Source organism: Sandaracinus amylolyticus (genome assembly GCF_021631985.1).
Lineage (GTDB): Bacteria > Myxococcota_A > Polyangia > Polyangiales > Sandaracinaceae > Sandaracinus > Sandaracinus amylolyticus_A.
The window spans coordinates 10,725,629-10,738,081 of the sequence record NZ_CP070225.1 but is presented as its reverse complement, the minus strand read 5'-3'; the positions used below and the strand labels follow the sequence as shown (position 1 = coordinate 10,738,081).

9 protein-coding genes are annotated in these 12,453 nt (G+C 72.7%); 4 read left to right on the top strand and 5 right to left on the bottom strand.

Translation table 11 applies throughout. The annotated features are described in order from the left end of the window. The first annotated feature begins 81 nt into the window (after positions 1-81). Both I5071_RS45635 and I5071_RS45630 read left to right on the top strand, forming a co-directional pair. Positions 82-1,767: an FAD-dependent oxidoreductase gene (locus I5071_RS45635; protein ID WP_236519761.1), complete on the top strand. Its 1,686-nt coding sequence runs from the start codon at positions 82-84 to the stop codon at positions 1,765-1,767. 42 nt (positions 1,768-1,809) lie between these two features. After that, the gene (locus tag I5071_RS45630; protein WP_236519760.1) at positions 1,810-2,508 is read left to right on the top strand and encodes a hypothetical protein; all 699 of its coding nucleotides are present in this window, start codon (positions 1,810-1,812) and stop codon (positions 2,506-2,508) included. 6 nt (positions 2,509-2,514) lie between these two features. Here I5071_RS45630 and I5071_RS45625 read toward each other — a convergent pair whose 3' ends face one another. Continuing rightward, positions 2,515-3,666 (bottom strand): hypothetical protein, encoded by a 1,152-nt coding sequence (locus I5071_RS45625; RefSeq protein WP_236519759.1) that lies wholly within the window; start codon positions 3,664-3,666, stop codon positions 2,515-2,517. Between the two features lie 105 nt (positions 3,667-3,771). Here I5071_RS45625 and I5071_RS45620 point away from each other — a divergent pair, with 105 nt between their 5' ends. Beyond that, positions 3,772-4,437: a hypothetical protein gene (locus tag I5071_RS45620; RefSeq protein WP_236519758.1), complete on the top strand. Its 666-nt coding sequence runs from the start codon at positions 3,772-3,774 to the stop codon at positions 4,435-4,437. Positions 4,438-4,485: 48 nt separating this feature from the next. On the opposite strand, the gene I5071_RS45615 is transcribed toward I5071_RS45620, so the two are convergent. Beyond that, positions 4,486-5,385, bottom strand: coding sequence for a hypothetical protein (locus I5071_RS45615; RefSeq protein WP_236519756.1), 900 nt, complete (start codon positions 5,383-5,385; stop codon positions 4,486-4,488). Between I5071_RS45615 and I5071_RS45610 the strand changes: the two genes are divergently transcribed. Beyond that, entirely contained in the window at positions 5,384-5,806 is a 423-nt protein-coding gene (locus tag I5071_RS45610; RefSeq protein WP_236519755.1) for a hypothetical protein, read from the top strand. The genes I5071_RS45615 and I5071_RS45610 overlap by 2 nt on opposite strands. A 31-nt stretch (positions 5,807-5,837) precedes the next feature. Here I5071_RS45610 and I5071_RS45605 read toward each other — a convergent pair whose 3' ends face one another. Genes I5071_RS45605 through I5071_RS45595 form a run of 3 tightly spaced genes read right to left on the bottom strand, consistent with a single transcriptional unit; the run spans position 5,838 to position 12,434 of the window. After that, the gene (locus I5071_RS45605; RefSeq protein WP_236519753.1) at positions 5,838-6,707 is read right to left on the bottom strand and encodes a hypothetical protein; all 870 of its coding nucleotides are present in this window, start codon (positions 6,705-6,707) and stop codon (positions 5,838-5,840) included. Positions 6,708-6,741: 34 nt separating this feature from the next. Then, positions 6,742-7,614 carry a diguanylate cyclase domain-containing protein gene (locus tag I5071_RS45600; protein WP_236519752.1) on the bottom strand — a complete coding sequence of 291 codons (873 nt, stop codon included), beginning with the start codon at positions 7,612-7,614 and terminating at the stop codon, positions 6,742-6,744. Next, positions 7,554-12,434, bottom strand: a complete 4,881-nt coding sequence (locus I5071_RS45595; RefSeq protein ID WP_236519750.1) for a DUF4215 domain-containing protein — start codon at positions 12,432-12,434, stop codon at positions 7,554-7,556. The genes I5071_RS45600 and I5071_RS45595 overlap by 61 nt, the downstream gene beginning before the upstream one ends. Between the last annotated feature and the right edge of the window lie 19 nt (positions 12,435-12,453).

Here is a 12,453-nt window from a genome sequence, read left to right as displayed (position 1 = left end):
TCGAAGCGCGACCATCGTACGTCGTCGCACGACTTCGTCGTGCTCTCGCTCTGACTATCTGTCCGAGCCGAGGAGCACCGCGTGCACACGAAGCCCGTGATCGCCGTCGTCGACGACCAGCCCGCAGCGCTGGAGTCGCTGCGCGACGCGCTCGAGCGCCGATACCACGCGGACTACCGCGTGTGCGCGTTCGGCTCGCCGGAGAGCGCGCAGGACGAGCTCGCGCGGCTCCACGAGCGCGGAGAGCCGGTCGCGCTCGTGATCGCCGATCAGTGGATGCCGGGGACGACCGGCATCGAGCTGCTCGATCACGCGCACGGCCTGCACCCGCACGCGATGCGCGCGCTGCTGGTCGAGTGGGCCGATCGCGCGGCGGCGCCGGCGATCCTGCACGGCTGCGCGTTCGGTCACCTCGAGAACTACGTGATCAAGCCGTGGTCGCCGCCCGAGGTGCACCTCTACCCGGCGATCGGTGAGTTCCTCGCGGAGTGGACGCGCGCGCACGGCGAGCGGCTCGAGCTCGTGCGCATCGTGTCCGAGGTGCCGTCGCGCCGGGCGCGCGAGCTGCAGGAGCTGCTCGACCGCAGCGGGATCCCGTACGGCGTGCGCGACGCGTCGAGCGCCGAGGGGATCGAGCTCCTGCGCGAGACCGGCCTCGAGCACGCGCCGCTGCCGGTGCTCGTCTTCTTCGACGGTCGCGCGCTCGTCGCGCCCAGCAACGCGGAGCTGCAGGACGCGATCGCCGAGGCGGCGCCGAGCGAAGCCTCGTGCGACCTCGCGATCATCGGCGCGGGGCCGGCGGGGCTCGCGGCCGCGGTGTACGCCGCGTCGGAGGGGCTCCGCACGTTCGTGGTCGAGCGCGAGGTCGTCGGGGGCCAGGCGGGCACCAGCTCGCTCATCCGCAACTATCTCGGCTTCCCTCGAGGGATCAGCGGCGCCGAGCTCGCGCATCGCGCGTGGGAGCAGGCGTGGCTCTTCGGCGCGAAGTACGTGCTCGCGCGTGCGGTCGTCGAGCTGCGCGCCGAGGGGGCCGAGCGTGTGCTGGTGCTCGAAGGAGGCCGCACGCTCCGCGCCCGCGCCGTGCTCATCGCGACGGGCGCGAGCTACCGCCGGCTCGACGTGCCCGCGCTCGATCGTTTCGCCGGCGCGGGCGTGTTCTTCGTGGTCGGCGGAGATGCGCGGGTGATGGCCGGCCACGAGGCATTCGTCGTCGGGGCCGGCAACTCGGCCGGGCAAGCGGTCGTGCACCTCGCGAAGCACGCCCGGAAGATCACGCTGCTCGTCCGCGGCGCGTCGCTCGCGAGCTCGATGTCGGCGTACCTGGTGCGCGAGATCGCGCGGACGCCGAACATCGAGATCCGCTTCGACACCGAGGTCGTCGACGGCGCGGGCGGGGGCAAGCTCGAGCAGCTCACGCTGCACGATCGGCGCACCGGCGCGCTCGAGACCGTCCCGGCCGAGATGCTCTTCGTGATGATCGGCGCGCTCCCGCACACCGAGTGGCTCGCCGGTGTCGTGCAGCGCGACACACACGGGTACCTGCTGACCGGCGCCGACGTGAGCGACGGCGGGCGCCGGCCGACGCGCTACGAGACCAGCGTGCCCGGCGTGTTCGCGGCGGGCGACGTGCGTCACGGCTCCGAGAAGCGCCTCGCGTCGGCGGTCGGCGAGGGCGCGGTGGCGGTGCGCGACGTGCACGACTATCTGAGCGCGCCGGTCGCGATATCGCCCCGGAAGACCGCGGCGTGGACCGAGGTCTCGCCCTGACATCCCCATTGCGCGAGCCGGCGCGCGTGTCCAAATCGGGGCATGTCGTGGGCCGCTCGGACGGTCGCGCTGCTGTTCCTCCTCTTCGCCGCCTCGCCCGCGTCGGCGCAGGCGCCACCGCTCGCGCTCGATCGCGCCCTCGAAGGATCACGCGCCGCGCTCGAGGCGTGCGCGATCGCGTCGCGCGCATCGCTCGCGGAGCTGCGCACGACCGTCGTGCGGGTGGAGCTCGCGCGGCCGCGCCGCCCCGAGATCACGGTGATCGAAGGGCCCACCGGGACGACGCGCGGAGGCCTGCAGCGCTGCATCGCGCGCGAGCTCGGCGACGCGCTGCGCGCCGATCGCAACCTGGTCGCGCCGGTGGTGCGAGAGGTGCGCCCCTATGTCGATCTCGCGCTCCCGATGGACCCGCCGCCGCCGACGCCGCGCACCATCGCGCGCCCGCTGGATCTGGTCGCGCTGCGCGCGGAGCTCGCACGACTGCCCGACGATCACGCGCGTCTCGAGCAGCTCGCGACGCTGGAGCGCGACGCGCGCGGCGTGACCGAGATGGACGCCGCGACGCTGCTCGATCTGTTCTCGACCGAGCGACGCGCCGCCGCGGGACAGCTGTGCCGCGTCGCGGTGGGACGCCACGCGCTCGAGCGCCTGATGGCGCCCCTCGCCGGCCCCGATCGACGGTGGCTGCGCGCCGCGACGCGCGGTCGCTGTGGCGTCGATCCGCGCACCGAGCGCGACTGAAGCGCTTCAGGGCCCGGCGTCGGGGCTCGGCATCTCGCAGCGCAGATCCAGGCGCGAGTCGGGCTCCGGCGCTGCGCCGTGGACCCACGTGGGGATCCAGCCGAGCGGACCACAGAGCTCCGGGTCGCGCGCCATGCGCATCCCGGGTGACGAGTCGTCTTCCTCCGCGACGAGGTCCACCGCGCAGCGCTCGATCCCGTCGTCGTTCACGTCGATCACGGTACGGCCCGGCAGCTCGCCGCAGCGCGCGTGGTACGCGAGCGGACCGAGCGTCTCGTGCAGCGTGCAGCGCGGCGGCGCTCCCGGCGCCGGCTCGTAGTGCGGCGGCACGCAGCGGTCACAGAGGCAATCGGCAATCCGCGGGAAGAGCGCGTCGAGGATCGGGGTGGCGAGATCACCGCAGAGCGTCCCGCGCTCGACGTCGACGCCTGCGCGCTCGAGCGCGTCGATGCGGCCGAGGATCGCGTCGGGCGGACGCGCGCTCGGACCGTCTTCGGACTCGCAAGCGCCGGACACCAGCACGATCGCCGCGCCCTCGGGGAGCTCGAGCGACGGCGGATCGCGCTCGTCGTCGTCGGTGACGATCACCACGACCAGCCGCGCGCCGGGGCGGCCGATCACGCCGAGCTCGAGCGCGCGACGGGCCGCGGCGAGCGGGCGCTGCTCGTCGCAGCCGGTGGCCGGAACGTCGGCGAGGCACGCAGCGTGGGCAGGGAGCGTCTCGAGATCGCCGACGCCGAGCGGAACGCTCACCTCGAGCGGCGCGGAGAGCCGCTCCGGGCACGACGAGGGCGCGTCGGCCGCGATCTCGGTGCGTGGGCGAGCGTCGTCTCCGGGGGATCCATCGCAGCCGAGATCGGCCGTGACGACCACCACGCGCAGGTCGTCGATGCCATCGACGTGCGGGATCCCGTCGAGGTCACGATCTCCGCTCGTGGCGCCGCGCATCGAGCGCTCCACCGCGGCGGCGACGGCCGCACGCTCCTCGGCCATCGAGGGGCTCGAGTCGATGACGAAGAGCACGTCGACCCGGTACGGAGGCGGCACGCGCTGGACGTCGACCCACTCACCCGCCGATGCACCCGGCGCGGGCACGTCGGACGAGGGTGCGCACGCCGTCACGACGCTCATCACCGCGAACGCAAGACGTGTCCGCATCGCGCGCGCCTCTCGCACGGCGCGCGCCACCGCGTGATCGCCGGAGATCCCGGAGCGCGGGCACACCGGGCCGCCACCGCAGTTGGCAGCGTGCGACTCACACCGGTGCGACTCCCGGGTCTCACCGGTGCGACTTTGCGCGCGTGGGTTACCCTCACGCGCGTGGTGACCCGCAAGAAGAGCCCGAAGAAAGGCGCGCCGACCGCCTTCGTGAAAGCGGCCCGCCAGGCGAAAGCGCTCGGCGCCGAGGCGCGCGAGAAGAAGCTGCGAAACCTCCTCGCCCTGATCGAGCGCCGCAAGACGCGCATCGTCGAGGACTTCTACGACATCGGCGAGGCGCTCCGCGCGATCCTCCGCGAGCGACTCTACGAGCTCCGGCACGAGACCTTCGAGGCACTGGTCGAGGAAGAGATCGGGATTGCACGCGCGACGGCGTTCCGCCTCGTCGCGGTGGTCGAGGCGCTGCCGCGCGAGAAGGCGCTCGAGCTCGGCCAGGAGAAGTCCTACGCGCTCGTGACCTACGCGGCGGCGACGCCCGAGGCCGACACTCCGCTCGCCCTCGCGGAAGCGCCGATCGCGAAGTCGAGCGCCAACGAGATCAAGCGCGCGGCGACCGAGCTGCGCGCCAAGAAGAAAGCGGCGAGCACGCCGAAGGCGACGAAGGCGCTGGTCGCGAAGGTCGTCGCGGCGGTGCGCGCGCTCGGTCTGCGCAAGCCCGTCGCGAGCCTGCGCGGCAAGACGCTGACGGTGCGCGTCGAGCTCCCCGACTGATCGCGGAGACCGCCCGCGCCGGGCCTGCCGCGAGGGGCCGGTCCGCAATCACTCGTGCGGGAATGCGTAGACGCCCGACGCGCCGCGCGCGCACAGCCATTCGACGACACCACGCGTCGTCGAGGGCGAGTCGCGGTGCACGACCACGTCGAAGCGCTCCACGCCGGTCTCGTCGGCGTACGACGCGATGCGCGGGCGGTACCGAGCCCGAGGGCACTCGCTCGGAACCCCGAGCAGCGCAGCGAGGCGCTCGCGCGCCGCCGCGTCCGCAGCCTCGTCCCGCGGATCGCGCAGTGCGAGGTATGCCTCGACCATCTCCGCATCGAGCGGCGCCTCGGCGAACTGTGATCGCAGCTCGCTCGCGGTGCGGGCGTACCAGACGTCGAGCGCGCCCTCGTCCTCCTCGGGGAACGCACCGATCCGACGCTCGATCGCGTCCTGGGCTCGGATCACCCGCGCGTAGCGCGCGGCGCGCTCTTCGGCGATCGGCGACGGGCCCCACGGCTCGGGCGCACACACGTCGTCGCCCGCGATCTCGTAGACGATCACGCCGGGCGATGGCGGCAGCGGCTGGCGATCCGCGCCGTACGGCGTGAGCACGACGCTCCTCGCCGTCTCGACGTGGCGCGGGAGCGGATCGCCACACGCGATCCACGCCGCGCCCGGTTGGGGCTGCAGGAGGAACAGCATGAACGCCGACGCGCTCGTCGACGCGAGCAGCGCGAGGTACGCGAGCCCCCACACGACGCGCGACGCGATGGACGCGGGCGGCGCGTCGAGCCGTGTCGAGAGCATGCGCGCGTGCATCACGCGGACCGCGACCGACACGACGGCGAACGCCTCGCGCGTCGCGCTCACGATCGCGCGTCGCCGTGCATCGGCGTCGTCGGGGAGATCGGCGGCGCGCAGCGCGCGCTCGACGCGCCCGAGCCGGATCGCGAGCGGCATGCCGATCAGGAGCCACACCACGCCCGCCCACAGGAACCATTCGCCCGACGCGACCGCGATCGCCCCCGAGCACCACGATGCCGGCGAGGCGCACGAGCGCGTCGACGCCCGGATGCGCGCGCCCGATCAGCCGATGCACCACGCGCCCCCCGTCGAGCGGGAAGAGCGGCAACAGGTTGAGCAGGTTGATCGCGAGGAGCACCCACCCGGCGCGCCGGAGGACGTCGGAGGCCACGCTCGGCGCGAGCAGCAGGAGCGCCGCGCCGAGCACGATGCCGGGCACCGGGGCCCGCGAGCAGCACGATTCAGCTCGTCCGCGATCGACGCGCGCTCCTTGTGCCCGGTGGTCGCGCCGCCGAAGAAGGGCACGAAGAAGATGCGCGCATCGTGGTACCCCCGCACGCGCATCGCGGCCCAGTGACCGAGCTCGTGGAAGAGCACCGCGCCCGCGATCAGCGCGACGTTCGTGGGATCGAAGTCGAGCAGCAGGAGCGCGCCGAACGCGAGCGCGCTGAGCGCGAGCACGACGAGCGCGAGCGAGCGCGGAGTGCCCGCGTCGCGCAGGCGCGTCCATGCGGCGCCACACCTCGAGCTCGGTGTCGACCGAGAGCCGCGGATGCATCGCCGGACGGGTCATGCCGCGCGCGACGCGCGCCGGCGAGCGCGGCGCGCATCGCGGTGGGGAGACGCGGACGAACGAGCGTGCCCACGTCGGGCTCGAGGTCGCCCACCTCGAGCCCGTACGCGATCATCCGGGCGGCCGCGGCGTCGGAGCGCTCGAGGAAGCGCTCGACGTCGTCGTCGAGATCGAGGTCGTCGCCCGCGGCGCGCGCGTGGGCCTCGAGCAGTGCTCCGGGGGACGCGCCCGGAGCCAACACCGCGCGATCGTCGTTCGGGTGGCGCTGCCAGTCGATCCCGCCGATGGCGTCGTACGTGTGGACGTGGGTGCCGCTCGAGGAGAACGAGACCGCGGTCGCGAAGACCGGCGCCGCGCCGACGCCCCACGAAGCGTCGAGCCAGATCCACACGCCCGAGCCGGGCCGATGGAGCAGGCGGCGGATCTTCGGCTCGTACGGCGGCAGCGTGAACGTCGCCTCGTCTTCCACCCACGCGACGTGCTCGAAGCCGAGCTCGGCCCAGTCGGCGAGGTCGTCGAGGATCTCGCGCGCGGGCGCGGACACGTCGTCCCCGTCGCGCACGGTGCTGCGCGCGGGACGCGCGCGCAGGTGGAGCAGGATGCGCGCGGTCGCGAGCCCGATCGCGGCGCGGAAGAGCACGAACAAGGCCGCGATGCGAGCGATCCACACGAGCGAAGCTGGCATGCGCGCCCGAGGATCGCAGCGCACGCAGTGCGCGTCACGCGCGAAGTCGCCGGCGTGATTCGGCGATGGCGTCGACGCAGTGCTCACGAGTCGCGATCGGCACCGCGACCGCGGTGACCTCGAGCCGCCCCCTCGTGCGCACGCTGGGATGCACGAACGGGATCGCGAGATCGGCGACGGCACCCACGACCGCGTCGCACGTCGTCCGCGCGTCGACGCCAGGAGCGAGGAGAATCACGAGCTCCTCACCGGCGACGCGCGCGACACGACCGCGCCCGAGCGCGATCGACGCGATCGCTGCGTGAATGCGGGCGAGCGCGAGGTCGCCCTCGAGGTGGCCGTACGCGTCGTTGAACGCGCGCATGTGGTCCACGTCGACGAACACGACCGGCCCCGTCCCGTGGAGTCGCTCCCACGGCGCGTGCTGGTCGTGCACCTCGGCGCGCCACTCGCCATCGAACGCGACGTCCACCGTGAGCCAGCGCCCGAACGTGAACGCGATGACCATCACCGGCGACTCGTCCCATCCGCCGCACGCCTTCAGCACGGCGATCGCGCGGGCAGCGTCCTCGCTCGCGTCGTGGTGGTCACGCGACCACCACGACGCGACGGCCGCGCCGGTCGCCTCGCGCTCGATCGCGGCGACGACCGGCAGCTCGCGCAGCAGCGCGTTGGCCGCATGCTCGCGATGCGCCGTGGGCGCGAGCACCGCGATCGGCCGCGCTGCGTCGACGACGTGGAACACGGCCGAGCGCGCCGGGTCGAACCCTTCTCGAGCGCCAGGCATCAGCACGCGGCCGCGCGCGAGATCGACGGCGCCGATCCCGTCGCGCAGCCGCAGCGCTCTCAGCGCGAGCGCCTCCGGCGCAGCGCGATCACCAGCCCGAGCGCGAGCATCGCGAGCCACGGCGCGTTCGTCGACGTCGCGCCGACGCGGCACGCGCAGCCGCCTTCGCTCGGCGGGGTCGTGCCCGCATCGATCTCCGCGGTGCCGCCGTCGATCTCGTTCGTCGACGCGTCCTCGCCGCTCGTGCCCGCGTCGGGATCGCCGGTGCCCGCGTCGTCGTCGACGCCGCCGTCACCGCCGCCCTCGATCGTGCACTCCGCGCTGCAGCCGTCGCCGCTCTCGACGTCGCCGTCGTCGCACTGCTCGACGCCTTCCTGCACGAAGCCGTCGCCGCACGTCGCCGCGAAGCAGCCGTCGACGCACGCGTCGTCGTCGCTGCCGTTGCCGTCGTCGCACTCCTCCATGCCGGCCCAGACCTCGCCGTCGCCACAGCGCGCCGGCTCGCATCCCGAGAGGCACGCGTCGGTCTCGATCGCGTTGCCGTCGTCGCAGTCCTCGACGCCGGCGCGCGCGTAGCCGTCGCCGCACGACGCCGCGTGACAGCTCACGAGGCACGCGTCCTCGTTGCTCTCGTTGCCGTCGTCGCACGCCTCGCCGCTCTGCACGATCCCGTCGCCGCAGTCGGGCGATGCGCACGAATTCGGGCACGCATCGGTGTCGACGCGATTGCCGTCGTCGCAGCTCTCGACGCCCGCCTGCACGAAGCCGTCGCCGCAGCGCGCGGCGCTGCAGCTCACGCAGGCATCGGTGCTGCTCGAGTTCGCGTCGTCGCAGTCCTCGCTGCCGGTGCGCACGAAGCCGTCGCCGCACGTCGCGAGCTGACACGCGCCCACGCATCCATCGGTGTTGCTGGTGTTGCCGTCGTCGCACACCTCGACGCCGGCGCGCGTGTAGCCGTCACCGCACGTCGCCGCGGCGCACGCGTTGAGGCACCCGTCGTCGTTGCTCGCGTTGCCGTCGTCGCACGCCTCGACGCCGCTCTGCGCGTATCCGTCGCCGCAGCGCGCGTCGAAGCAGGAGTTGAGGCACGCGTCGGTCTGGATCGTGTTGCCGTCGTCGCACTGCTCGACGCCGCTCCGCACGAGCGCGTCGCCGCAGCGCGCGAGCACGCACGCGCCGACGCACGCGTCGGTCTGGATCGCGTTGCCGTCGTCGCACTGCTCGACGCCCGCCTGCTGGTAGCCGTCGCCGCACGTCGCGGCCGCGCAGCTCGTGAGGCAGCCGTCGGTGTTGCTCGTGTTGCCGTCGTCGCAGGTCTCGACGCCCGCCTGCACCTGGCCGTCGCCGCAGCGCGCCGCGACGCACGAGCTCAGGCACGCGTCGCCGTTGCTGGTGTTGCCGTCGTCGCACACCTCGACGCCCGCGCGCACGTAGCCGTCACCGCAGCGCGCGGCCTGGCACGCGATGCAGCCGTCGGTCGCGACCGTGTTGCCGTCGTCGCACTGCTCGCTTCCCTGCACGATGCCGTCGCCGCACGTCGCGGCCGCGAGGATGCACGTGCTCGGGCAGCCGTCGCCGTCGGCGGTGTTGCCGTCGTCGCAGGTCTCGACGCCCGCGCGGACGTAGCCGTCGCCGCAGCGCGCCGCGACACACGCGCCGACGCACGCATCGGTGTTCCCGGCGTTGCCGTCGTCGCACTGCTCGGTGCCGGCGCGCACGTAGCCGTCCCCGCAGCGCGCGTTCGTGCACATGATGCAGGCGTCGGTGCTCGACGAGTTGCCGTCGTCGCACTGCTCGCTGCCGGTGCGCACCTGGCCGTCACCGCACGTCGCGAGCTGGCACGACGTCAGGCACGCGTCGGTGTTGCTCGCATTGCCGTCGTCGCACTGCTCGGGCCCGTTCGTCGCGGCGTCGCCGCAGCGCGGACCGAGCCCGGTGCAGCTCGCGTTGCAGGCGCCGTACTGACCGTTGCTCGCGCCGCTGTCGCACGCCTCGCCGGTCTCCACGACGCCGTTGCCGCACATGACCATGTACGGGAATTCGTAGGCGCCCATGTCGAACTGCGCGCCGCCGATCCCGTTGCCGTCGAGCGGGCGCGCGACGCCGTTGCGATCGTGATCGGGCGCGAGCATCGCGCTCGCCGCGTCGACGCACACGCTCGACGACGTGAGGCGCAGATCGCTCGGTGCCGCGGCGTAGAGCGGGTTGGCCGAGATGTTCCCGCTGCCCGTCGTCGCGACGCCGCCGAAGTTCGCGCTGCTGTTGCCCCACACGTCGCTGCTCGACACCTCGAACGTCGAGCTCGAGCTGTTCCGATAGATGCCCGTCGAGTTGTGGGTGACGATGCTGTTCAGCACGCGGAGCGAGCGCGCACCACTGCTCGTGCTGAGGTACACGCCGGTCCCGTGGCCGTAGACGGTGCTGCTCAGCAGCAGCGAGTCGAGCGTGGTCGACGCGTTCTGCTGCACGAAGAGCCCATACGTGCCGTTGCTACGGAGCACGGTGTTCGTCAGCGTCACGCCCGCCGCCGACGAGACGTGCACGCCGGTCATCGCACAGGAGTGGACGGTGATCGCGTCCGCGACGAGCGCGCCCGTGCCGACGTAGAGCCCGTACGTCGACGTGTGGATCGTGCTGCGCTGCACGGTGTGGGTGGCCGACGCGTCCTGGTAGAGGCCGTACTGCGCCTCGCTGATGTCGGCGTAGTCGAGCGTCGAGCTCGCGCTGCTCGTGATCCGGATGCCGTACCACTGGCTCGCACCGCTGCTCGTGCTGTCGAAGACGACCGGCTGCGCGCTGGTGCCCACCGCCACGATGCGTCCCTGCACGCGCAGCTCGGTCTCGTCCGTGTCGGCGCCGGCGCCCATCAGGTCGCTCGTCGCGAAGCGCAACGTCACGCCGGGCTCGACGGTGAGCGTCACCGTGGGCGCGACCGTGAGGTCGCCCGCGACGCTGTACGGGCTGCCCGCGACGGTGAGCGTGGTGTTCACCCAGAGCGTGCCGTGCAGACCCGAGGTCGCATCGCCGGTGTACGGCAGCGCACCGAGATCACCGCCGCCGCTCGCGGCGAAGCGCGCCGGCGAATTCGACGTGATCCGCAGGTTCCCGGGCGCGCTCACGTAGAGCGGGTTCGCGGAGATGTTGCCGCTGCCCGTCGTCGCGACGCCACCGAAGTTCGCGCTGCTGTTGCCCCACACGTCACTGGTCGACACCTCGAAGGTCGAGGCCGAGCTGTTGCGATAGATGCCCGTCGAGTTGTGGCTGATGATGCTGTCGACGACGCGCACCGAGCGCGTCCCGCTGCTCGTGCTGAGGTACACGCCGGTCCCGTGGCCGTAGACCGTGCTCTGGCGCAGCACGGTGTCCGCGGTCGTCGACCCGTTGTGCTGCACGAAGAGCCCGTACGTGCCGTTGCTGCGCAGGATCGTGTTCGTCAGCGTCGCGCCCGCCGCCGCGGTCACGTGCACGCCGGTCGTGGCGCACGAGTGCACGGTGATGGTGTCCGCCACGAGCGTGCCCGTGCCGACGTAGAGACCGTACGTCGACGTGTGGATCGTCGAGTGCTGCAGCGTGTGGCTCGCGGATGCGTCCTGGTACAGGCCGTACTGGGCCTCGCTGACGTCGACGTAGTCGAAGGTCGAGCTCGCGCTGCTGGTGATCCGGATGCCGTACCACTGGCCCGCACCGCTGCTCGTGCTGTCGAAGACGACCGGCTGCGCGCTGGTGCCCACCGCCACGATGCCTCCCTGCACGCGCAGCTCGGTCTCGTTCGTGTCGGCGCCGGCGCCCATCAGGTCGCTCGTCGCGAAGCGCACGGTCACGCCGGGCTCGACGGTGAGCGTCACCGTGGGCGCGACCGTGAGATCGCCCGCGACGCTGTACGGGCTGAACGCGGCGGTGAGCGTCGTGTCCGCCCAGAGCGTGCCGTGGAGACCCGAGGTCGCATCGCCGGTGTAGGGCAGCGCGCCGAGATCACCGCCGCCGCTCGCGGCGAAGCGCGCCGGCGAGTTCGACGTGATCCGCAGGTTCGCGGGCGCGCTCACGTAGAGTGGGTTCGCCGAGATGTTCCCGCTGCCCGTCGTCGCGACGCCGCCGAAGTTCGCGCTGCTGTTGCCCCAGACGTCGCTGTTCGACACGTCGAACGTCGAGGCCGAGCTGTTGCGATAGATGCCGGTCGAGTTGTGGCTGACGATGCTGTCCACCACGCGGAGGGTCCGCGTGCCGCTGCTCGTGCTGAGGTAGACGCCGGTCCCGTGGCCGTAGACCGTGCTCTGGCGCAGCACGGTGTCCGCGCTCGTCGACCCGTTGTGCTGCACGAAGAGTCCGTACGTGCCGTTGCTGCGCAGGATCGAGCTCGTGATCGTGACGCCTGCGAGCGAGGCGACGTGCACGCCCGTGTTCGCGCACGAGTGCACCGTGACGCGCGCCAGCTCGGGCGCTCCCGCCTCGAGGAAGACGCCGTACGCCGACGTCGAGATCGTCGCGTCGCTCAGCACGAGCCCGCTGCCCGCGACCGCCGAGCGCACGCCGTACTGCGCTTCCTCGATCGTGACGTGCTGGAAGATCGCCTCGGTCGCGCCGCTCTCGACCGAGATGCCCCACCACTGGCTCGCCCCGGTCCCGGTGCTGCGGATCGTGATCGGCTGCGCCGCGCTGCCGACCGCGCGCAGCGAGCCGCGCACGATGATCTCGACCTCGTTCACGTCGCTGCCCGAGCCGAGCCCGTCGCTCGTCGACGCCTCGATCACCACGCCGGGCTGGATCGTCAGCGTCGATCCGGCGGGGACGATGATGTCGCCGTTGACGCGGTAGGGACTGCCCGCTGGAGTCCAGGTCTGGTTGATGATGTTGCCGCCCGGGATGGTCGTCTGCGCAGACGCATGAGCAGTGACGAGCCAGAGCGAACCGAGCAGGAGAGCGAACGAGGTGGCGCGACGCACGAAGACCTCCGCGACGACG